The sequence below is a fragment of the Christiangramia aquimixticola genome (assembly GCF_048285835.1).
Classification (GTDB): domain Bacteria; phylum Bacteroidota; class Bacteroidia; order Flavobacteriales; family Flavobacteriaceae; genus Christiangramia; species Christiangramia aquimixticola.
In genome coordinates this window covers 626,243-647,819 of record NZ_JBLVTL010000002.1, presented here as the reverse complement: position 1 = coordinate 647,819, position 21,577 = coordinate 626,243, and the positions used below count along the sequence as shown (strand labels likewise).

The following is a 21,577-nucleotide window of genomic DNA, read 5'->3' as shown; positions in this document are numbered from 1 at the left end:
GAACCAGCCATGAAAGAACTTGAAATCCATTCTGCTCTCCAAATAGGAAAACCTAAAGATGTGGTTTTTGAAGCCATAGTAGACCCAGATAAAATGTCGAACTATTTTATTTCTGAAAGCAGTGGCAGAATGGAAGAAGGTGAAACCCTCACCTGGAAGTTTCCCGAATTTGACATGAGATTTCCGGTGGAGTTAACACGTATCAAAAAAGATGAGTTAGTAGAATTTAAGTGGGAAGGAAATCCCGGAAAGACCTTAAAAGTGGAAATCAAACTGGAATCAGTGGGTAACAACGCCACTTTAGTCAAAATTACGGAAGGGAAAATGGAAAACGATAAAGAAGGCCTGGAATGGTATGGTCGTAATTCCGGTGGATGGGCAAATTTCCTTGCCTGCATGAAAGCCTACCTGGAATATGACATCAATTTACGAAAAGGAGGTTTCGATTTTATGAAAGGAGAAATGTAACTACACTTCTTAAAAACAAAAACCCGCTTCCTTAAAGAAGCGGGTTTTTTATAATAGTTTGTAGTATCTACTACATCATTCCTGGCATTCCGCCTCCCATACCTTGTGGCATTCCACCACCACCGGCGTTATCTTCCGGAATTTCGATAAGGGCACATTCTGTAGTAAGGATCATTCCGGCAACAGAAGCAGCATTTTCAAGTGCAACTCTGGTTACTTTCTTAGGATCGATGATACCTGCTTTAAGCATATCTACATAAGTATCTGTTTTAGCATCGTATCCATAATCACCTTTTCCTTCAAGTACTTTGTTGATTACAACAGATCCTTCACCTCCGGCATTCTGAACGATTGTTCTAAGCGGAGCTTCGATAGCCTTAGAAACGATTTGTACACCTGTAGCTTCATCCGCATTTTCAGTTTTGATATTGCTTAGTACGGCCTGAGCTCTAACTAGGGCAACACCACCACCGGCAACAATACCTTCTTCTACAGCCGCTCTGGTTGCGTGAAGTGCATCATCTACACGGTCTTTCTTCTCTTTCATTTCAACTTCTGAAGCAGCACCTACATAAAGTACAGCTACACCTCCTGCTAATTTAGCAAGACGCTCCTGAAGTTTTTCCTTATCGTAATCTGAAGTTGTAGATTCGATCTGAGCTTTGATCTGGTTAACTCTGTTCTGGATATCTTCGTTGTTTCCTGAACCGTTAACAATAGTAGTATTATCCTTGTCGATAGCTACTTTTTCAGCAGTACCTAACATATCGATAGTAGCGTTCTCTAAAGTAAATCCTCTTTCTTCAGAAATTACAGTACCACCTGTAAGGATTGCGATATCTTCAAGCATTGCTTTTCTACGGTCACCAAATCCTGGAGCTTTTACTGCAGCGATCTTAAGTGATCCACGAAGTTTGTTTACAACAAGAGTAGCAAGAGCTTCTCCATCAACATCTTCAGCAATGATCAATAATGGTTTTCCAGACTGAGCTACCGGCTCAAGAACAGGAAGCAAATCTTTCATAGAAGAGATCTTCTTGTCAAAAAGAAGGATATATGGATCGTCAAGATCTGCAGTCATTTTCTCACTGTTAGTTACGAAGTAAGGAGAAAGGTAACCTCTGTCAAACTGCATACCTTCTACAACATCAACATAAGTTTCAGTTCCTTTTGCTTCTTCTACAGTGATAACTCCTTCTTTCCCAACTTTTCCAAATGCCTGAGCGATAAGATCACCAATTACATCGTCGTTGTTAGCAGAAATAGAAGCTACCTGCTTGATCTTTTCTGAAGAATCACCTACTTCTTTAGTTTGCTTAGCAAGATCTTCAGTTAAAGATTCAACAGCCTTGTCGATACCTCTTTTAAGATCCATTGGGTTTGCACCAGCAGCAACGTTCTTAAGACCTTCTTTTACGATAGCCTGAGCAAGAACAGTAGCAGTGGTAGTACCATCACCGGCAAGATCGTTGGTTTTAGAAGCTACTTCTTTAACCATCTGAGCTCCCATATTCTCAAGAGCATCTTCCAGTTCGATCTCTTTTGCTACAGTTACACCATCTTTAGTAACTGTTGGAGCACCGAAAGATTTACTGATGATCACGTTACGACCTTTAGGTCCTAAAGTAACTTTTACAGCATTAGCCAATGCATCTACACCGCGCTTGATCCCGTTACGGGCCTGGATGTCAAATTTTATATCTTTTGCCATTTTTTATAAATTTTAAAATTTTCGAAAATCAATCCGAACTATTTATTTAATAAGTTAATTGTGAATTTTGTCCGGCGGGCGCCGGATATTCAAAGAGGGGTTAATTATACTATTGCAAGTATATCATCTTCCCGCATAATAAGGTAATCTGTACCTTCTAACTTAAGCTCGGTACCGGCATACTTTCCATAAAGTACCATATCACCTTCCTTTACAGTCATTGTATGGTCATTGGTCCCTCCTCCAACTGCCACTACTTTACCTTTTTGAGGTTTTTCTTTAGCAGTTTCAGGAATGATAATACCAGATGCAGTTTTGTTTTCTGCAGCAACAGGCTCAATAACAACCCTGTCTGAAAGCGGTTTAATGTTTAGTCCCATTTTTAAAAATTTTATTATTAGGTTAATTAATTTTTCTAATGTGTGAGGGATATTTCTAAAATTATGCCACTACATTATTTCTGCCATTAACCAAAAAAAAATGCCAGCTTGTCATAAGCTGGCATTCGAATTAAATATTTTATAACTGAATTACTGCCCGTTGTCAGTATTCGTTGCAGGCTGTTGTGCCGGAGATTGAGTTGCAGGAATTTCAGTATTTACAGGTTCATCGCTTTCAAAAATCTGAGTTCCAGCTTCTGCCGGTGAATCCATAATAGCTACATTAGAAAGCAGGATAAGTGCTAATAATAAAGTCGCAAGCGTCCAGGTAGATTTGTCAAGAAAATCTGTGGTTTTCTTAACCCCTCCCATTTGCTGTCCACCTCCACCAAAAGATGAAGAAAGTCCGCCACCCTTAGGGTTTTGAACCATAATTACAACTACCAGCAAAAATGCTACGATAATTATTAATGCTAAAAAAATAGTGAATGTACTCATTCTTATGCGTTATTAGTGTCTTGTAAATTCTCGATTGCCCGAATTTGGTCTGCAAAGAAACCACTTTTTTCGGGATTTTTCAAAATTAATATTTTATATGCCTGAATGGCTTTTTTATAGTTTTTCTGTTCCAGATAAACCTTGGCTAAAGTCTCCGTCATAAGGGATTCCGGAGCGGCGGCAGAAGCATCTGCCAAATTTGTTTTGGAAGCTGTTCCCCCAGGTTTGATCTTAGGATTTTTGGAAATAAACTCTTCTATAAGTTCAAATTTTCTTAATCGCGACTCATCTGTTTCGGTTTCCTCATTTTCGGTTTCCCTTTCCACCGGTTGAGCTTTGGTAAGCTTTAACCATTCTGAGAACGAATGCGATTCTTTTTTATCGAAATCCAGTGGTTTTCCAATGCCCAGATCTGCACCCTGAGTTTCCTGAACTTCTTCAGCTTCGGGCTCCACCTTCTGCTTTTGGATCACAGGCTCAAATAAAGCCGGATCCATAACGCGATCTGACTCAGACTGCCGCATTTTAATGGCTTCGTTAATAGCCATACTTCGGTTGCCGTGAACCTCTTCAGGCTCATAAACAGTCATTTGCTTTAAACGCTCTTCCTGATCACGGATTTGCTTTGCAATATGATTTTGATTGAATTCTCTGGAAGTAATAAAGTCAAAAAGAATGCTACGGTCTGTTGTATAAGCTGCAGTCTTCTTTAAAGCATCATTATAGCTGAACTCCTGATATTCCTTTAATCCTTTTAATCTAACCGCTCTTGCCGCTTGAAAATATGGATATTTTATAAGAATCTTTTCGATCTCACGAGTTTGCTCCGGAGTTATTTCACCAGGATGATCAAGTAAATATGTGAGTACTTTTTTGTCCATTACCAATCGGTAAGTGCCGCATTAAAAATATCCTGAGTGATCCGGTTATAGATCTCATCAATCGCAGTTTCCAGATTTGCACCCACTAATTGAGTGGTTGCCGGATAATCGAAATAAAACGAAAATCTTCTCTCAAAATCCTTTTCCGGCTCCAGAGTATTAAAATACCTTACATTAATAGCAATGGTAAGCCTGTTTTGCGCCGCGGTATTTTCAGAAGTGGCTGACATTGGAGAGATATAATATTCAGTGATCTCACCTTCAAATATCAAATCCCCATTGTTATTTACCAGGCTTAAACTGGTCTGGTTTTGAATAAGATCCTGCAGGCTGTTGGTAAAAGCTCTGTCGATACCCGGCTCAACCAGATCGGCATTATTCTGAAAGAAATTTACCTGAAAGGTTTCGGCTTCTCCGGTATCGGCTCCTGTAAATGAATATGACATACACGAATACAAGCTTAAACTTGTTACGAGTACGGTGAAAATCATTAAAAACTTTCTCATGTAATATTACAGGTTATATTGTTTGATCTTGCGATAAAGTGTTCTTTCGCTAATTCCCAATTCTTCAGCGGCAGCTTTACGTTTACCGCCATGCCTTTCCAGGGATTTCTTGATTAGCTCCAGTTCTTTATCCTGAAGAGACAGGGTTTCTTCCTCTTCAATTTCTTCAGCAAAATAATATTTATCTTTTTCTTCCTGACGGGCACCTGAAGAATTTTCCTGAGGAATTTGCAATACGTTCAGTTCTTCATTATCAATATCGGCTTCGTCTATATCATCACCGCTATTCCCGTAGATTTTCTGGATCAAACCTTCATTCTCATCCTGCACCTGCTTGCTGTCTCCCTCCTGCATAAGTTTAAGGGTAAGCTTTTTAAGATCGTTAAGATCACTTTTCATATCGAAAAGAACCTTGTAGAGGATCTCTCTTTCATTACTGAAATCGCTTTCTTTCTTTTTATCGGCTATCACCGCAGGAAGGTTGCTTCCAACATCAGGTAAATAATGCCGAAGATCTGAAGCGCTGATACTTCTGTTTTGCTCGAGTACGGAGATCTGTTCTGCAATATTTCTCAATTGCCTGATATTTCCACCCCAACGATATTTGAGCAATAACTCAACAGCTTCATCTTCAAGTTTGATGGTGGGCATTTTATACTTCAGCCCAAAATCTGAAGCAAACTTTCTAAACAACAAATGGATATCATCTTTTCGCTCTCTTAAAGGTGGAAGATTTATCTCCACTGTACTTAGTCGATAATAAAGGTCTTCACGAAAACGTTCCTTTTTTATAGATTCGAACATATTAATATTGGTCGCCGCCACGATACGTACATCTGTCTTCTGCACCTTGGACGATCCAACTTTAATAAATTCACCATTTTCAAGAACCCTTAGCAGGCGAACCTGAGTAGGCAAAGGCAGTTCTCCAACCTCATCAAGAAAAATCGTTCCTCCATCGGCCACTTCAAAATAACCGCTTCGGGTTTGAGTAGCCCCGGTAAAGGCTCCTTTCTCGTGACCAAAAAGTTCACTATCTATAGTTCCTTCAGGAATAGCCCCGCAGTTTACCGCTATATATTTCCCGTGTTTTCTGTGAGAGAGTGCATGGACGATTTTTGGAATACTTTCTTTTCCCACTCCACTTTCTCCCGTAACCAGCACAGAAATATCTGTTGGGGCAACCTGGATCGCCTTTTCTACGGCACGGTTTAGTTTAGGATCGTCTCCTATGATACCAAATCGTTGTTTTATAGCCTGAACTGATTCCATTGATAATATTGTATTATATAAAATGCTTTAAACTTTGATTGAAAGCCTGTAATTAGTTGTTATCACTATATCCCACAGCCTCTCCAATTAGAGTGGCACTGGTACAGTCGTTAATCTTTACATTTACAAAATCTCCTACCTTATAATTCTCTTTATCGAAAACTACCACGGTATTTTGAGAATTTCTACCACTCCAGTGAGCTGAAGATTTTTTAGATTCCTTTTCTATAAGCACTTCTACGGTTTGCCCAAGGAATCTTTGAGTTCTAAGCTTACTATGCTTTTGTTGAAGATCAACAATTTCCTGAAGCCTTCTCTTTTTCACCTCTTCCGGCACATCATCTTCCAATTTTCTTTCAGCCAGAGTTCCCGGTCTTTCAGAATACGCGAACATATATCCAAAATCGTATTGAACGTATTCCATAAGAGATAAGGTATCCTGATGGTCTTCTTCAGTTTCTGTAGGGAAGCCGGTGATAAGATCATGGGAAATCCCACATCCCGGGATCATTTTTTTGATATTATCTATCAAATTAAAATATTCCTCACGGGTATGTAACCTGTTCATTTTTTTAAGGATTCGGTCACTACCGCTTTGAACCGGCAAATGAATATAATCACATATATTCCTGTATTTCGCCATCACCTCAATTACATCAAGTGTCATATCCTGAGGATTCGAGGTGGAGAATCTAATTCTCATTTTTGGCTGTGCTTCTGCCACCAGCCTCAAAAGTTGCGCAAAATTAGTAGCAGTCGCCTTTTGGATATCGGTTGCGTTTTTGAAATCTTTTTTCATTCCGCCACCATACCACAGGTAACTATCTACATTTTGCCCAAGCAAAGTGATCTCTTTATATCCTTTTGCGGCAAGATCATTTACCTCCTCTATAATACTTTGTGGATCACGGCTTCGTTCTCTACCGCGGGTAAACGGCACTACGCAAAAAGTACACATATTATCACACCCGCGGGTGATGGATACAAATGCCGACACCCCATTGGTTTGAAGCCTTACCGGAGAAATATCCCCGTAAGTTTCTTCTTTACTCAAAATTACATTGATGGCGTCACGTCCTTCTTCCACCTCATTGATAAGGTTGGGAAGGTCTTTATAGGCATCCGGTCCAACAACCAGATCTACGATTTTTTCTTCTTCCAGGAATTTACTTTTTAGACGTTCAGCCATACAGCCTAAAACGCCCACCTTCATTCCCGGATTTATTTTCTTGACAGCATTATATTTCTGCAAACGCTTTCTAACCGTTTGCTCAGCCTTTTCTCTAATTGAACAGGTATTTACCAGAACAAGATCTGCTTCTTCCAGGTTTTGAGTGGTATTAAAACCTTCCTTTGATAAAATGGAAGCCACGATCTCTGAATCACTAAAATTCATCGCGCACCCATAACTTTCTATGAAAAGCTTTCGGCTGTTTTCAGCCTTTTGCTCCATTACCAAAGTATTTCCCTGCTTTTTTTCGTCTATTATCTTCTCCATAATTCTATAATAACCTTTCGGTTTTAAGAGTTGCAAAGATAGAACTAAAGTCAGTTCTGACAAAGTGACATAATTTTTTTTCAAATTATTTACGCAACCTTCCGTTTACTTTTACATCTACTTAAAGACTGATCATAAAAAATAATGAAAAAACTACTTTTCCTGCCAGTTCTGCTTTTGTTAGTTTTTACTTCCTGTGAACAGGAAGAGGATACCGGCCCGTATTCTATAGTGGCCATCCCCGTAACTCAAACGGTAGAAAAGTTTAGATCTTCAGTTAAGATCATGGAACCAAGGTTTATTAAAGAGTCAGGGAAAATTTATGCCTGGGAAAACTATGTGTTTATAAATGATAAGTCTGAAGGAATTCACATAATAGATAACACCTACTCCAAAAACCCTGTTAAGATCAAATTTTTAAGCATCCCGGGAAATACCGATATCGCTATTCGCAATAATAAACTATATGCAAATCAAGGGATGGATCTGGTAGTTTTTGATATAAGTGATATTGAGAACATTACCGAAATTAATAGAATTGAAGATGTGTTCCCTGATTACTATTACATAACACCGGCAGGAGTACACTATGTAGATTTTAAAAATTTTGATCCTCAAACTCAGGTAATTGTTGGCTATTATACCGAAAAACGAAAAATCGACCATACAACTTCAGATCCTCGTTTGTTGGATGCAGTATCCACCGCTGAAGGGAACAGGGGAACTGGAGGAAGCATGGCCGCTTTTAGCATTGTAGGTGATCATCTTTATGTAATAGACGAAGCTTTTTTAAATGCTTTTGATATTTCAAGTCCCGATAATCCTTCTAAAACCTCCGAGGCTTACGTGGGTTGGCGCACCGAAACCATTTTTAACTATGAAGATCACCTATATATAGGTAGCGCAACGGGTATGTACATCTACGACCTTGTTGATCCTTCACAACCCGCAAAGGTTTCATTTTTACAACATGTGCTGGGATGTGACCCGGTAGTGGTAAAAGGAAACTATGCTTATGTAACCATTCGCGGAGGCAATACCTGTGAACAGAATTTCAATCAGCTGGACATAGTTGACATTTCAGATAAATCCAATCCACAAATAGCCAACAGCTATGAGATGACTAATCCATACGGCCTGGGCATTAAGGACGACTGGCTATTTGTATGTGATGGCAGTGCCGGTTTAAAAGTATTTGATATAAAAGACACCCCCGGTCTAAATTTAATAGATCAGTTCACTCACATTAACACCTATGATGTCATTCCCCTTGAAGACAAATTACTAATGGTTGGAGATAATACTCTTAGCCAGTATTCTTATAAGGGAAATGAAATAAGCTTAATAAGCAGTTTTAGTTTGAACTGATCCATTTCTGTTTGGTTTTTTGAATCCCCGTTCTGCGGGGATTTTTTTTATGGAGCAACTTCTGCTAACCGCAAGAGCAATATTGTTCGACACCCACAAACCCTAAGACAATTAAACCTTGAACCCTCCTGCGGCCAAAAATAATCCCATAAAAAAACCCTTTCCGTTTCCAGAAAGGGCTCTTAATATAAGATCTGTTTTAATTAAGCTTTAAAAGGCTCAATAGAAACATAAGATTTATCATCTTTCTTCTTCGTGAATTTCACAAGACCGTCTACCTTGGCATGTAAAGTATGATCTTTTCCTGCATATACATTCTCACCTGGACGGTGTGCAGTACCTCTTTGTCTTACGATAATATTTCCCGCAACAGCAGCTTGTCCTCCAAAGATCTTCACACCTAAGCGTTTCGATTCTGACTCTCTACCGTTCTTGGAACTACCAACTCCTTTTTTATGTGCCATTTTATTTCGTTTTTAGTAGTTTAAATTTAGCTTAATGCAGCAATTAATTCTGCCTTTTTCATTGAAGAATAACCTTCAACACCTTTTTCTTTAGCCATTTCTCTCAGTTCTACAACTGTTTTTTGACTAAGGTCATTAGAATCTGAATCTTTCTTCGGCTCTTCTTTCTTAGCTGAAGTTGATTTCTTTCCACCTTTAAGGTCGATTCCTTCAATAAGAATTTCAGTTAAGGCTTGTCTGTGACCATTCTTTACACGGTAACCTTTACGTCTTTTCTTCTTGAAAACGATTACTTTATCACCTTTTAGGTGACGGTTGATCTTTGCTCCAACCAAAGCTCCTTCTATAGCCGGGGCGCCAACGGTAACATTGTCTCCATCTGCAGTCATAAGAACTTTATCGAAAGAAATACTATCTCCTTCTTCTCCTGCTAAACGGTTAACAAAAACCTTCTGGTCTTTTGCAACTTTAAATTGCTGCCCTGCTATCTCTACAATTGCGTACATAGCTTAAAATTAATTATTTAAATACTTAAAATTCAGCTCACGTTTTTACGAAAGCGGGTGCAAATATAATCCTAATTAATTAATTAGCAAAGGTTTTTACTCCTATAGGTGGTGTTTTTTTCCTTCAGTAGTATTCCAGGAATCCTTAAATAATTGCATATAAGCCAGGGTTAACACCAAACTGGTTGCAAAACCCATTATAGCCACAATAAAAATCACAATTCCAATATGCGTATTATAATCTGCAATCCAAACCGTTATTAACTCATCTATAAAACCCGGATTAAATTCAGTAGCATATAAACCAAAGAATATTGTAAAGATGATCGAAGCATTAAAACCTGTGGTTAGACTGGCTATAAAACCCTTTTCGTATTTAAATTTATTTCCTTTGGATAAGCGGTAATGCTTAATTGCCTGAAACATCCCGTACCCCATGATCACACCGTTAAAAAGACTATATATTGGATATTTATGTGCGCCAAAAAGTGAAAGAATTAAAAAATAAGCAATCAAACCCGCTCCAATTGCGATTCCATATTTGATTGGGATGCTGAAATTACCCATGATGTTGTGTTTATCTCTAGTAAATTTCTTAAAAATGTAGCGGTATTTGCCTTAATAGCGTGTTAATTTTGACGCATATGCCACAAATCCAGTATTTAACCTATTTTCATGTAACTTTTCTTTCCGCTTTGATACTAATAGGACAATCGCAAAACTTTTATAAAAATGATTAATAAATTAAGACTGTTCTTCTGCTTTTCTTGTATTGGAATCGCAGGATTCGCTCAGGAAGTGGAATTTACTGAGTACGAACTTGATAATGGACTGGATGTTATCCTTCACCAGGATAAAACCGCGCCAGTTGTAACCGTAGGGGTAATGTATCATGTAGGCTCAAAAGATGAAGCTCCAGGAAGATCTGGTTTCGCCCACTTTTTTGAACACCTGTTGTTCGAAGGGACTGAGAATATTGAACGTGGAAAATGGTTCGATATAGTTGCAGCCAATGGAGGAAGCAATAACGCAAATACCACCCAGGACAGAACATATTACTATGAAACCTTCCCATCCAACAACCTTGAACTGGGACTTTGGATGGAATCTGAAAGAATGCTTCACCCTGTAATCAACGAGATTGGAGTAAAAACTCAGAATGAAGTTGTAAAAGAAGAGAAACGTTCCAGAATAGATAACGCTCCTTATGGAAAGATCATCTACGCTACCGGGATCAACAAATATGTGTTTAACCAGCATCCATATAAGAATTCGGTAATTGGAACTATGGAGGATCTTGATGCGGCTGAACTTGATGAATTCAAGTCTTTCTTCAAAAAATATTATGGCCCTAACAATGCCACTTTGGTTGTAGCGGGTGACATCAATATTGATGAAACTAAAAAAATGATCAAAGATTACTTCAGCAGTATTCCTAAGGGACCTGAAGTAGAAAGAGTGAAAGTTAAAGAAGAGCCTATTACGGAGACCATCAAGGCTAAAGAATATGACAGTAACATCCAGATTCCTGCAAAATTATACGTGTATCGCACTCCGGCCATGGTTGAGAAAGATGCTTACATTTTGGACTTGATCTCTTCTATCCTTACCGATGGGAAAAGTTCAAGAATGTACAAGAAAATGGTAGATGAAGAAAAAACTGCCCTACAGGTACTTGCTTTTCCAAGATCTATGGAAGACTACGGGACTTACATCATGGGAGCACTTGCACTTGGAGAAACACCATTAGACAAGCTTGGAACTTCAATGGATGAAGAAATTAAAAAATTACAAACTGAACTTATTACTGAAAAAGAATACCAGAAACTTCAGAATAAATTTGAGAACCGCTTTGTAAATTCCAATAGCAGCATTCAGGGTATCGCTGCTTCTCTGGCAACTTACAGTGTATTATACGATGACACTAATCTTTTAAATGAAGAAATTGAGATCTACAGAAATATCAGCAGAGAAGATATTAAGAGAGTAGCCAATGAATATCTTCAAAAGAACCAACGACTGGAACTGGATTATCTTCCTGAAAGCGCCAAGGAATAACTAAAAAATTAAGAGAATGAAATTTAATATACTTACATTATTTATAGCCTGTTTTTTGACAACCGCGTCAATAGCACAGGTTGACCGATCTAAACAACCGGAACCGGGACCTGCTCCTAAGATCAATCTTGGACAGCCAGAGGAATTTGTTCTTGACAATGGCCTTAAGGTTTTAGTGGTTGAAAACCATAAACTTCCAAGAGTTGCCGCATCGTTAATAATCGACAACCCTCCACATGCAGAGGACAAACCGGCAACTGCCGCTTTAGTTTCTTCTTTATTGGGAACCGGTACACAGAACATTTCCAAGGATGCTTTTAACGAAGAAATCGATTTTCTTGGAGCCAACTTAAATTTTGGATCTGAAAGTGTTTATGCAAGTTCACTATCAAAATTCTTCCCAAGAGTAATGGAACTAATGGCTGAAGGTGCCCTTAGACCAAAATTTGTTCAGGAAGAATTTGATGCTGAAAAGAACAAACAAATCGAAGGTCTTAAGTCCATCGATAAAGATGTTGGTTCTATTGCCAGCCGTGTAAGTGCAGCTTTGGCCTACGGTAACGATCACCCCTACGGTGAATTTGCAACTGTTGAGAATACAGAAAAAGTAACCCTTCAGGATGTTGAGAAGTTCTACAACACTTACTTCAAGCCGGCAAACGCTTACTTGGTAGTAGTTGGAGACATCAAAACTTCAGAAGTAAAAAAACTGGTAAAGAAGAATTTTGGAAAATGGGCTAAAGGAGCACCAACCACCAAAGAACTTCCTAAAGTTACCAATGCAGATCAAACGCAGATCAACTTAATCGATATGCCAAACGCTGTACAAAGCGAACTTAGACTGCAGAATACTATTAAACTTAAGATGTCTGACGAAGATTATTTCCCGGTACTGGTTGCTAACCAGATCCTTGGAGGTAGTTTTGGAAGTTACCTTAACATGAACCTTAGAGAGGACAAAGGTTATACTTACGGAGCAAGAACAAGCACAGGAGCAGATAAATACGCTTCAAGATTCGTTGCTCAGGCAAGTGTAAGAAATGCGGTGACAGACAGTGCAATTGTAGAATCTCTAAAAGAGATCCAAAGAATAAAAACTGAACTTGTTGATCCGGAAATTTTAGCAAATGCTAAAAACAAATTTGCAGGTGATTTTGTTCTTAGACTGGAGAGTCCATCTACCATAGCCAATTACGCATTGAATGTAAAGACAAATGATCTTCCTAAAGATTTTTATCAGAACTTCCTTAAAAAGATCAATGCCGTAACTGCTGAAGACATCAAAAGGGTTGCTAATAAATATTACCAAACCGATAAGATGAGAATTGTAGTTGCCGGAAAAGCTTCAGAAATTGGAGAGAATCTTGAAAAGATCAAATTCAATAGTAAAACCATCCCGGTTAAATATTATAACAAGCTTGGAGAAGAAGTTGAAAAACCAACTGCTAAAGAGCTTGATCCTTCTGTAACAACGGCAAGTGTTTTCGCTAAGTACATTGATGCCATTGGTGGTGAAAAGGCAGTAAACGACGTTAAAAGCACCGTGATGATCGCTCAGGCACAGGTTCAGGGTATGAATTTGGATCTGGAAATGAAAAGAACATCAGACGGGAAATTAAACCAGTCTATCTCCATGGCCGGAAACGTAATGAACAAGCAGGTTTTTGATGGTACTGCCGGATTCGTAATGGCTCAGGGACAAAAAATGCCTTACAACGAAGAGCAGATCGCAATGGCAAAAACCGATGCTCAACTATTCCCAGAATTAAAAGTTGGAGACGCTAAGGTTACCGGAATGGAAAAAGTAAATGGTGAAGATGCTTATGTAGTAGCTATCGATGAGAATAACCAGAATTTCTATTCTGTTGAATCAGGTCTTAAGATCCAGTCAGTAAAAACTGTTAGCCAGGGAGGTCAAACAATGACGATCCCAACAGGTTATAGTGACTACCAGGAAGTAAATGGTGTGAAATTCCCATTTATGATCACACAGAGTATGGGACCTCAATCATTCGAGTTTAAGGTTTCCAAGATCCTTGTGAACGAAGGAGTATCTGCAGAAGATTTCAAAGTAGAGTAAATCTTTCGCCAGTCAATAAATGAAAAGCCCCGTATTCGGGGCTTTTTTTATATGGCTTGTTTTCTGAATTTAGAGATGATATTTTTAGATCTGTTCACTATAAATACCCCGATCAATATCACGAGAGCAGAGATCAACTGCCCAATACTAAAAGTTTCTCCATCCAGCATTCCCCATCCTAATGCAACCACTGGAATGGTATAGGTAACAGAAGAAGTAAAAACGGGATCTGAGATTTGCACCAGTTTATTAAATATGATCATCGCAACTCCGGTACCTATAATTCCCAATATCCCCACATAAACCAGTGATAACTTAATCTCTTCGGTAATTCCGGGAGCTTCAAAGAATCCTGAAAAATATAATACTATGGTTGCAGGAATTAAAAGCACGGTAAAATTACCCGCGGCAATTCCTAACGGACTAATATTACTCATCTTGGTTTTTAGAATATTCACATTCATGGCATAACATGCGGCAGCAAGAACTACCAAAAATGAATACAGGTAATTCTGGTCCGGATCTATGCTCGCACCGGAATAGATCAAACCAGCTGTACCTAATAATCCTATTATTACCCCGGTGATCTTATTCTGAGTGAAAACCGCATTGAACAGCAAACCACCAAAAATTAGAGTCATTAAAGGGGTGGTCGCATTTAAAATGGAAGCGATGGCACTGTCTATTTCTGTTTCAGCAAAAGCAAAAAGATAGACCGGAAAAAAGGAGCCCAGAAAACCTGAAAGTATAACCCATCTCCATTGTGCTGAAGAAATTTTCCTCAGGCTATTAAAGCCAACAAGAACCAGGAACAGGCCTGCAAAAATAATTCTGAAGGAGCCAACCTGTAAAGCGGTTAAACCAATAAGAGATTTTTTAATAAGGATAAAGGAACTTCCCCAAACCAGGGAAAGTATGATCAGGTAGATCCATTTGATATTCTTCACTTCAATAAATTTTTCGCGAAGATATGTCTTTGAAAAGGACCTTAAATAAAAAATCCACCCCGAATAACAGGGTGGATTTTTTTAATTATCAAATTGATATTATTGATTCTCTGTAAGAGGAATTGGGAATTGTGTAAACACATCATCACCATCTCTATCCAGTGGCAAAGTATCTAACATGTCATACCTTCTTACATCAATCCATCTGTGACCTTCAGCAAAAAGAGAATAACGTCTTTGCATCAGCATTTCCTCGATCAAAGCATCTTCAGTTTCAGCTCCGGAATAATCATCAAGACCAGCTGCATTTCTAATAAAATTCAATGCATCAACAGCCTCATCAGGATTAATGAAAATATTAGCTTCAGCATAAAGAAGTATTAACTCTTCATTTCTAATAATTGGAATATTATCCACATTAGATTTATATCTGAATACAGCATACTCGCCGGTTAGACCATCAAAAGTAAGCGGCTCACTACGTTTTGCGATCTTATTAAGTCTTTCATCATCATCTTCTGCATCTGCAACAAAGTCTGGCTGAACGATTCGCGCTCCTGCTGTAGTAGCTTCAACCGGGAAGTAAAGCGGATTTAAAAGATCTGTTTGATCTCCACTAAAAGTGTAATAAATTCCTTTATCTAATTGACCTGCATCCATTGTCATGAAGGAATCCTCCAGATAATTTAACACTGCATCATGGTCTCCCTGATATGCAGCAATTCTTGCAGCAAACGCCTTGTTTACCTCAAGGAAAGAAGAAGGAGTCCTAAAGCCGTCAAAACCTGATGGCAAGGTGAAAGGGAAATGTGTTCCTCCACTTTGCAGATCCTGAGCAGCTTCGTCAAGCAAGCTTCTTAAAGCAGCCAAAGACTCATTATAACCAAGGAATGGTCCAAGGTTATTTTGATCGGCCACATCAACTCTGATTCCGTTTTGGTAAGTCAGGTTAAGGTTTAACAATAACTCATAAGCCTTAAGGGTTTTAAGGAAACCTTTCGTCGCGCTTAACTCTGATGTGGTAAACTGAGCTGAAAGATCCTGACTTTCCATAAATTCCAGGATAAGATTAGCATTTTTCACACTACGATATCTGGCTGCCCAGGGATTGGTAATGTAAAAAGTGTTATTATCCAGGATGGCATCCTGCTTTCCTAAAAGATCGGCAGTAAAACGAGGATCTGAACTTGCAAATCTCCAGTATTCACGTCCAATTACACCTACATCATCAAAGTAGGTTCCAAGTCTTACTCTCATACTATACAACACTCCGCCTACAAGGTCCTGCAAGTCACCTCTGGTAAGGTTATCACGAAACGCATCGACTTCGGGGTTGTTTAGATCTGAAAATTCTTCCACGTCACAAGCTTGCATCACGCCCATGATCGCCAGGAATAAGAATATTTTTTTGAATATATTTTTCATCATCTATTTATTAAAAATTAACTGCTAAGTGAAATAGGTATCTTTTTGAAGATGGGAATGGCGTTACCTCAACACCAGTAAAAATACCATTCGCTCCAAAGTTGGAAACCTCAGGATCATAACTATTATAATCAAAGATATTGATCAGGTTGGTACCTGAAAATCCAAGCTTAATGTTATCCAGACTACCGCCGAACCAGCTTTCGTAGAAAGTATCCGGAACATTGTAGTATAGACCTAATTCTCTAAGTCGAACATAAGAAGCATCTTCCACGAAAACTTCAGCTGAAGATCCTAACTGGCTTACTCTGTAAGCACCGTTTCCAAGTTCTCCGTTTGGATCAAGATCGATCGTATCATAATCATGACTCGTTCCGTTAAGATCGGTCAATAAAGCAGTAAGATTTATATTTTCACCTCCATTTTTCCATTGCCATACAAATGACAGGTCGAAGTTCTTATAAATAATTTCTGAATTGAATCCCATCTGGAAATCCGGTTCAGCATCTCCAAATTTCTGGAAACCATTAGCTCCAGGGTTTGGTCCAATCCCAACAATTTGAGTAGCACTTTCTCCTTCTTCAATTCTGAAAGTTCCCAAAGTTGCACCAAAAGCACCAATGTTGAATGGATCTACATCCAGTCTGGTAATTTCAGACTTGTTCTTAAAGAAGTTGATTCCAACACTCCAGTTCCAGTCTTCAGTAGCAACCGGCACTGCATTCATGGATAATTCGATACCATTGTTTCTTAATGCTCCCGCATTAACAAATTCTGAAGTAAAACCTGTACTTGGCTCTAACGCTGCCTGAAGGATCAGGTCATCAATCGTTTTAACGTAGTAAGTAGCAGAGAAATTCAGTTTGTTTTCAAAGAAACTTATATCTGTACCAAATTCAAGTTCTTTTTGTCTTTCAGATTCCAGCTGCCTGTCTCCACGAACCCCAATAAGACTAATCCCTAAAAGACCGTCTGTACTGTAGGTGTTATACGAAGTAAAAAGCGAACCAAACTGCGGGAAGTTTCCGGCTTCACCATAAGCAACTCTCAATTTGAACTGATCCCAGTTGCTGGTATCATTCCAGAAGTCGAATTCATTAAAATTCAAGGCGAGAGAAGCTTTTGGATAGTAATAGATCTTATCTACATCACCGTTATTCGAAGACTTATCCCCACGCAAACCTAAAGTTGCGATTAACTTATCCTGATAATTTACCTCTTCCTGAACAAAGAATCCGGCATCTTCCTGAAGCAATCTTGTTTGATCAACTCCGGTATTCGCTGCCTGGTCTACATTGGTTTCAGAAGCTACAAGTCCTGTAGCAGTGATAAGTTGAGTATTTCTGTCAAAGTACTCTCTGGTAAGACCTGCCTGAGTTCTAAAGTTCAAATCATTATCTGTATAATAATTGTGAACTAAGAAAGCAGAAAGGTTGTAGTTCTTGTTTTGAGTATCACCCTGTACCGCAACACCATTTAAACCACCATTGGATGGCTTTTGGAATTGTAAGGCCTTAGGGAAGATAGCACGGGTTTTAAGTCCATACATATCCAAACCTCCACGAAGGATAAGTTCTAAATTTGAACTATCGCCTCTGTAAAGATCAATGTTTGCATTTGCACCCATAATAAACCTGTTAATAGTCTCATTGTTTCTTACAAGGTCACGGGTTTGAAGTGGGTTAGAAGCTCCTGCCGGGTTATCTGGATAGATACCATCCTCGTTTGGAAATAATTCCAGCCACGGAGTAGTTCCGGTAAGAGTTACCCCAATACTGGTTCCCGAGTTATCATTATTAAAAAATCCACGGTTAGCTGAAGAGTGAATATAACTTGAACTAAGACCAAGCTTTATAAAATCGGCTGGTTTATGATCAAGATTCAATCTTAAGGAAGTTTTCTTATAACCTGTATTATTCACGATTCCGTCCTCATCATTATGAGTGATCCCGGTATAGAATTTTGTGTTTTCACCACCTCCGCTTAAGCTGAAGTTGGTAATGCTGATAAGACCTTTCTCACCAAAAATTTCTTTTTCGTAATCTACAAGTCTACCGGCCTGTTGTGCAGCAACAAAACTCGCCGCAGCTTCATCTCCAAAACTAGCTCGTACACGATCTTCGTTGTAGTCTCTTAGACCAAGTAGATTGGTAACTTCTGTCCATCCGGTTGCCTGAGAAAAACTGAATTTGGTTTCTCCGGCTTTACCACGTTTGGTAGTTATAATAACCACACCCGCGGCCGCTCTGGATCCATAGATCGCTGCTGCAGATGCACCTTTTAAAATTTCAATGTTTGCAATATCTTCCGGGTTGATATCTGCGATCCTGTTAGAAGGGTTATCCTGGTTGGATGCACTACCTCCGGAGGATGCAGCCGAAACTACATTTAGTCCTGCTGCGATCGATGAGTTATCAATATATACCCCATCCACAATATATAATGGTTGTGTATTACCCTGTATCGAGGTTGCCCCTCTTAACTTTACAGAGAGTCCACCACCGGGAGCACCTGAATTCGCGCTTACCGTAGCTCCCGCAAATTTTCCGTATAAAGCTCCATCTAAAGTTGGAGGTGGAGTTCTACCTGCAATATCATCAGCAGATAAGGAAGCAACAGAGTTAGCCGCATTCTGTCTTTTGATAGATGTGGCTAAACCTGTAACAACCACCTCGTCCAGGGCGGCGGCAGATTCCACGAATTGTACAGTTAAAGGAGAGTTCTCAGTTACTTTAATTTCCTGGGTTTCGAAACCTAAGTAAGAAAACACCAGCGTTGTAGGGAGTGATTCTACCGAAATACTGAAGTTACCTTCAAAATCACTGGTAGTACCGTTGCTAGTTCCTTTTTCAATCACATTCACAAATGGTACTATTTCACCTGTGCTTTGATTGATAGTTTTCCCCTCCAATACTTCCTGAGAAAAAACTATGGAAGGAAATAACAAAAGGAAGATCACTTTGAAATAACTCAAAGAAAATTGCCTCATAATTTGTTAATTTTATAGTTATATTAACAATAATAAGGATTTTTATTAAATTATATCTACTTATTCGTGACTTTTACGGATGATTTGGCCCTACTTCCACTGCAAGGTTTCCATTAAATGGCGCATGTCCTTCTTCAAATAATTGGCTGCCGGTACGATTGAATCGAAATTGGGAAGACTGTTAAAATAAATCGAGCCGGTAATAAAATGGTCTACACTATCTGTAAGATAAAACTGAGCCTGAGACGCAGCATCCCCATCAACCTGATAAAACATTCCGTAAGTTTTATGAATGTCGTTGGTATAAATATCCCCTTCAATCACCTCTGCTTTAATAGTATGCTGTAATGGCAATTTTTGAGCATCGGCAAGCAGGGAGTCGAGATTATTCTTAACTGGTTGATAGGTTAGAAATATAGCTCCATTCATGGATTTATACTGAAGATCCATCCAACAGGGAATGTTGTTGCGGGAAGCTGATATCTCTGCCACGGCATTTTTCTCAAATATATAGGGGCAGCCAACATCAATATTTTGGTATTTGGCTTCTGGATATTCAAGTGCAAGAAACCCCCTGGGTTTGGGCAGAACATTATCCTTACAGGAAACAAGCAATGAAATCAATAAAAGAATTAAACCAATTTTTCTCATAGCGGATTAATACTTAGCTTGATTTGCTTAATCCTTTTATCATCAATAACCTCAATTACAAAAACGAAATTATTGAAAATGATCTCGTCATTCTTTTTAGGAAAACCTCCGGAAATTTCCAGTAGAAATCCAGCCAGAGTATCTGCTTCTCCTTTTTGATCCTCGAATAAAGCTGGATCTTCCACCTTGGCGATCTTATAAAAATCTTTTAGCGGTGTTTTACCCTCGAAAACAAAATTGTTCTCATCAAGCTTTGAATAAATAAGATCTTCATCATCAAATTCATCGCTTATATCTCCAACAATTTCTTCAATTATATCTTCCAGAGAGATTAAACCACTGGTCCCCCCATATTCATCCACCACGATAGCCAAATGGTTTCTTTTATTCTTAAAATCATTCAGGAGATCATCAAGCTTTTTATTCTCCGGCACAAAATATGGCTCACGAACCAAACTCGTCCAGTTGAACTTTTTTTGATTTAGATAAGGCAACAGATCCTTGATATACAATATCCCTATTATATTATCGATATTCTCTTTATAGACCGGGATCCTTGAATAACCATTCTCCACGATTAAAGGGATGATCTCTTCATACGGACTCTCCTCACTCAAAGCGAAAAGATCCATTCTAGGACGCATTACCTGTTTGGTATCTGTATTCCCGAAACTCACGATCCCCTGCAGAATTTTTTGTTCTTCCCGGGTGGTATCTTCTTCACTGGTTAGCTCAAGCGCCTGAGAAAGATGATCTATACTTATAAAAGATCGTTGTTTACCAAATTTCTCATGAAAATATAGCGTCACCGCCCTCATTGGTGTACTAAGCGGAGAAAATAAAGTATCCAGGATATTGATGGGGTACGCCATAAAATTTGAGAACTGCACCTTATTCCTGCTGGCATAAACCTTCGGAAGAATTTCCCCGAATAAAAGGATTAGGAAAGTAACCAATCCTACTTCGAATAGGAATCTAAGGTCTATCCCGTAAAACTGAGTATTGATATCAGCAAACAGATCATCTGCCAGATTATCGAACAGTAAAACAATTGCAATATTGATGAAGTTATTCGCTACAAGAATAGTAGCAAGCAACTTTTTAGGCTTTTCAAGCAGATTGATTACAATATTCTGAGTTTTACTCCTTTTCCCGTCTTCAGTAATAAAATTAGCAGGAGTAAGAGAAAAAAAGGCTACTTCAGCCCCCGAAATAAGAGCAGAACATAATAGTAGCAAGAATAAAGAGATCAAGCTGAAAAGATGGGAAATTCCCATTGTGGCTAAAAACAAAAGCAAACTGGGAGGCTCCGAGTCCAAAGGCAAAAATTTTGGTTAAACTTAGAATGGTAAATCGTCTTCTTCTTCTTCCTGAGAGAAAGATTCATTCTTATTGGTAAAATTATCACTTTGAGGTCTGGCTGGCTGGGAAGCCGACTGTTGCTGGTTACCCGCCGGAGCAGCCCCGGAAGAGTCTTTTGGAGTTAGAAAAGTAAACTCTGTACAGTGAATTTCTGTAGAATACTTTTCGTTCCCTGCATCATCCTGCCATTTACGGGTTTTAATACGTCCTTCTATATAAACTTTATCCCCTTTTTTGAGGTATTTCTCACAGATCTCGGCAGCTTTGTTTCTCACCACCACATTGTGCCACTCTGTATTGGTAACACGTTCACCCGTAGTTTTATTAGTATAGCTCTCATTGGTAGCAAGCGGAAAACGCCCAAGAGACCCGCCTCCTTCAAAATAATGCATTTTTACGTCATCACCCGTATGTCCAATTAACATTACTTTGTTCAATGTACCTGTCATAATTTAAACTTTTGATGTCTCGAAAAAGACCTATTGAAATAAATTTATTCTAAAATACTAATTT

At 38.8% G+C, this 21,577-nt stretch carries 20 protein-coding genes; 4 read left to right on the top strand and 16 right to left on the bottom strand.

Annotation, left to right across the window (positions count from 1 at the left end):
• The coding region (locus ACNKXV_RS06595; protein WP_417906911.1) for an SRPBCC domain-containing protein at positions 1-468 on the top strand (468 nt) is incomplete at its 5' end.
• A gap of 70 nt (positions 469-538) precedes the next feature.
• Here ACNKXV_RS06595 and groL read toward each other — a convergent pair.
• The 7 genes from groL to miaB all read right to left on the bottom strand — a co-directional run bounded on the left by groL (position 539) and on the right by miaB (position 7,214).
• A complete protein-coding gene (gene groL / locus ACNKXV_RS06590; protein WP_417906910.1) occupies positions 539-2,179 on the bottom strand; it encodes a chaperonin GroEL in 1,641 nt (546 codons plus the stop codon).
• Between the two features lie 104 nt (positions 2,180-2,283).
• Positions 2,284-2,559 (bottom strand): co-chaperone GroES, encoded by a 276-nt coding sequence (locus ACNKXV_RS06585; RefSeq protein WP_417906909.1) that lies wholly within the window; start codon positions 2,557-2,559, stop codon positions 2,284-2,286.
• Positions 2,560-2,709: 150 nt separating this feature from the next.
• A complete protein-coding gene (gene secG, locus ACNKXV_RS06580; RefSeq protein ID WP_417906908.1) occupies positions 2,710-3,057 on the bottom strand; it encodes a preprotein translocase subunit SecG in 348 nt (115 codons plus the stop codon).
• A 2-nt stretch (positions 3,058-3,059) separates the two neighbouring features.
• The gene (locus ACNKXV_RS06575; protein ID WP_417906907.1) at positions 3,060-3,938 is read right to left on the bottom strand and encodes a hypothetical protein; all 879 of its coding nucleotides are present in this window, start codon (positions 3,936-3,938) and stop codon (positions 3,060-3,062) included.
• A complete protein-coding gene (locus tag ACNKXV_RS06570) occupies positions 3,938-4,444 on the bottom strand; it encodes an LptE family protein (protein ID WP_417906906.1) in 507 nt (168 codons plus the stop codon). The genes ACNKXV_RS06575 and ACNKXV_RS06570 overlap by 1 nt, the downstream gene beginning before the upstream one ends.
• A gap of 6 nt (positions 4,445-4,450) precedes the next feature.
• Positions 4,451-5,716: a sigma-54 interaction domain-containing protein gene (locus ACNKXV_RS06565; RefSeq protein WP_417906905.1), complete on the bottom strand. Its 1,266-nt coding sequence runs from the start codon at positions 5,714-5,716 to the stop codon at positions 4,451-4,453.
• Positions 5,717-5,768: 52 nt separating this feature from the next.
• Entirely contained in the window at positions 5,769-7,214 is a 1,446-nt protein-coding gene (gene miaB / locus ACNKXV_RS06560) for a tRNA (N6-isopentenyl adenosine(37)-C2)-methylthiotransferase MiaB (RefSeq protein ID WP_417906904.1), read from the bottom strand.
• A gap of 144 nt (positions 7,215-7,358) precedes the next feature.
• On the opposite strand from miaB, the gene ACNKXV_RS06555 reads away from it, so the two are divergent.
• Positions 7,359-8,582, top strand: coding sequence for an LVIVD repeat-containing protein (locus tag ACNKXV_RS06555; RefSeq protein ID WP_417906903.1), 1,224 nt, complete (start codon positions 7,359-7,361; stop codon positions 8,580-8,582).
• 203 nt (positions 8,583-8,785) lie between these two features.
• On the opposite strand, the gene rpmA is transcribed toward ACNKXV_RS06555, so the two are convergent.
• The 3 genes from rpmA to ACNKXV_RS06540 all read right to left on the bottom strand — a co-directional run bounded on the left by rpmA (position 8,786) and on the right by ACNKXV_RS06540 (position 10,119).
• Positions 8,786-9,046 carry a 50S ribosomal protein L27 gene (rpmA, locus tag ACNKXV_RS06550; RefSeq protein WP_417906902.1) on the bottom strand — a complete coding sequence of 87 codons (261 nt, stop codon included), beginning with the start codon at positions 9,044-9,046 and terminating at the stop codon, positions 8,786-8,788.
• 26 nt (positions 9,047-9,072) lie between these two features.
• Positions 9,073-9,552, bottom strand: coding sequence for a 50S ribosomal protein L21 (gene rplU / locus ACNKXV_RS06545; RefSeq protein ID WP_417906901.1), 480 nt, complete (start codon positions 9,550-9,552; stop codon positions 9,073-9,075).
• A gap of 102 nt (positions 9,553-9,654) precedes the next feature.
• The gene (locus ACNKXV_RS06540; protein WP_417906900.1) at positions 9,655-10,119 is read right to left on the bottom strand and encodes a DUF4199 domain-containing protein; all 465 of its coding nucleotides are present in this window, start codon (positions 10,117-10,119) and stop codon (positions 9,655-9,657) included.
• Positions 10,120-10,284: 165 nt separating this feature from the next.
• On the opposite strand from ACNKXV_RS06540, the gene ACNKXV_RS06535 reads away from it, so the two are divergent.
• Together ACNKXV_RS06535 and ACNKXV_RS06530 are read left to right on the top strand one after the other, a co-directional pair.
• Entirely contained in the window at positions 10,285-11,610 is a 1,326-nt protein-coding gene (locus tag ACNKXV_RS06535) for a M16 family metallopeptidase (RefSeq protein ID WP_417906899.1), read from the top strand.
• 16 nt (positions 11,611-11,626) lie between these two features.
• On the top strand, positions 11,627-13,690 hold the full coding sequence (locus tag ACNKXV_RS06530; protein WP_417906898.1) for a M16 family metallopeptidase: 2,064 nt from the start codon (positions 11,627-11,629) through the stop codon (positions 13,688-13,690).
• Between the two features lie 47 nt (positions 13,691-13,737).
• On the opposite strand, the gene ACNKXV_RS06525 is transcribed toward ACNKXV_RS06530, so the two are convergent.
• From ACNKXV_RS06525 to ACNKXV_RS06500, 6 genes are all read right to left on the bottom strand, one after another.
• The gene (locus tag ACNKXV_RS06525) at positions 13,738-14,643 is read right to left on the bottom strand and encodes a DMT family transporter (protein ID WP_417906981.1); all 906 of its coding nucleotides are present in this window, start codon (positions 14,641-14,643) and stop codon (positions 13,738-13,740) included.
• Positions 14,644-14,736: 93 nt separating this feature from the next.
• On the bottom strand, positions 14,737-16,065 hold the full coding sequence (locus ACNKXV_RS06520; RefSeq protein WP_417906897.1) for a RagB/SusD family nutrient uptake outer membrane protein: 1,329 nt from the start codon (positions 16,063-16,065) through the stop codon (positions 14,737-14,739).
• A 7-nt stretch (positions 16,066-16,072) separates the two neighbouring features.
• The gene (locus ACNKXV_RS06515; protein ID WP_417906896.1) at positions 16,073-19,051 is read right to left on the bottom strand and encodes a SusC/RagA family TonB-linked outer membrane protein; all 2,979 of its coding nucleotides are present in this window, start codon (positions 19,049-19,051) and stop codon (positions 16,073-16,075) included.
• A gap of 90 nt (positions 19,052-19,141) precedes the next feature.
• Positions 19,142-19,702, bottom strand: a complete 561-nt coding sequence (gene gldD / locus ACNKXV_RS06510) for a gliding motility lipoprotein GldD (protein WP_417906895.1) — start codon at positions 19,700-19,702, stop codon at positions 19,142-19,144.
• Positions 19,699-21,021 (bottom strand): gliding motility-associated protein GldE, encoded by a 1,323-nt coding sequence (locus tag ACNKXV_RS06505; protein ID WP_417906894.1) that lies wholly within the window; start codon positions 21,019-21,021, stop codon positions 19,699-19,701. Before ACNKXV_RS06505 ends, gldD begins: the two co-directional genes overlap by 4 nt.
• A 21-nt stretch (positions 21,022-21,042) precedes the next feature.
• Complete coding sequence (locus ACNKXV_RS06500) at positions 21,043-21,513, bottom strand: single-stranded DNA-binding protein (protein ID WP_417906893.1); 471 nt, start codon at positions 21,511-21,513, stop codon at positions 21,043-21,045.
• Between the last annotated feature and the right edge of the window lie 64 nt (positions 21,514-21,577).

Bases quoted from the DNA above. Each gene is read 5' to 3' on its own strand.
- groL (WP_417906910.1), bottom strand. From the start codon at position 2,179: ATGGCAAAAGATATAAAATTTGACATCCAGGCCCGTAACGGGATCAAG.
- ACNKXV_RS06585 (WP_417906909.1), bottom strand. From the start codon at position 2,559: ATGGGACTAAACATTAAACCGCTTTCAGACAGGGTTGTTATTGAGCCT.
- secG (WP_417906908.1), bottom strand. From the start codon at position 3,057: ATGAGTACATTCACTATTTTTTTAGCATTAATAATTATCGTAGCATTT.
- ACNKXV_RS06575 (WP_417906907.1), bottom strand. From the start codon at position 3,938: ATGGACAAAAAAGTACTCACATATTTACTTGATCATCCTGGTGAAATA.
- ACNKXV_RS06570 (WP_417906906.1), bottom strand. From the start codon at position 4,444: ATGAGAAAGTTTTTAATGATTTTCACCGTACTCGTAACAAGTTTAAGC.
- ACNKXV_RS06565 (WP_417906905.1), bottom strand. From the start codon at position 5,716: ATGGAATCAGTTCAGGCTATAAAACAACGATTTGGTATCATAGGAGAC.
- miaB (WP_417906904.1), bottom strand. From the start codon at position 7,214: ATGGAGAAGATAATAGACGAAAAAAAGCAGGGAAATACTTTGGTAATG.
- ACNKXV_RS06555 (WP_417906903.1), top strand. From the start codon at position 7,359: ATGAAAAAACTACTTTTCCTGCCAGTTCTGCTTTTGTTAGTTTTTACT.
- rpmA (WP_417906902.1), bottom strand. From the start codon at position 9,046: ATGGCACATAAAAAAGGAGTTGGTAGTTCCAAGAACGGTAGAGAGTCA.
- rplU (WP_417906901.1), bottom strand. From the start codon at position 9,552: ATGTACGCAATTGTAGAGATAGCAGGGCAGCAATTTAAAGTTGCAAAA.
- ACNKXV_RS06540 (WP_417906900.1), bottom strand. From the start codon at position 10,119: ATGGGTAATTTCAGCATCCCAATCAAATATGGAATCGCAATTGGAGCG.
- ACNKXV_RS06535 (WP_417906899.1), top strand. From the start codon at position 10,285: ATGATTAATAAATTAAGACTGTTCTTCTGCTTTTCTTGTATTGGAATC.
- ACNKXV_RS06530 (WP_417906898.1), top strand. From the start codon at position 11,627: ATGAAATTTAATATACTTACATTATTTATAGCCTGTTTTTTGACAACC.
- ACNKXV_RS06520 (WP_417906897.1), bottom strand. From the start codon at position 16,065: ATGATGAAAAATATATTCAAAAAAATATTCTTATTCCTGGCGATCATG.
- ACNKXV_RS06515 (WP_417906896.1), bottom strand. From the start codon at position 19,051: ATGAGGCAATTTTCTTTGAGTTATTTCAAAGTGATCTTCCTTTTGTTA.
- gldD (WP_417906895.1), bottom strand. From the start codon at position 19,702: ATGAGAAAAATTGGTTTAATTCTTTTATTGATTTCATTGCTTGTTTCC.
- ACNKXV_RS06500 (WP_417906893.1), bottom strand. From the start codon at position 21,513: ATGACAGGTACATTGAACAAAGTAATGTTAATTGGACATACGGGTGAT.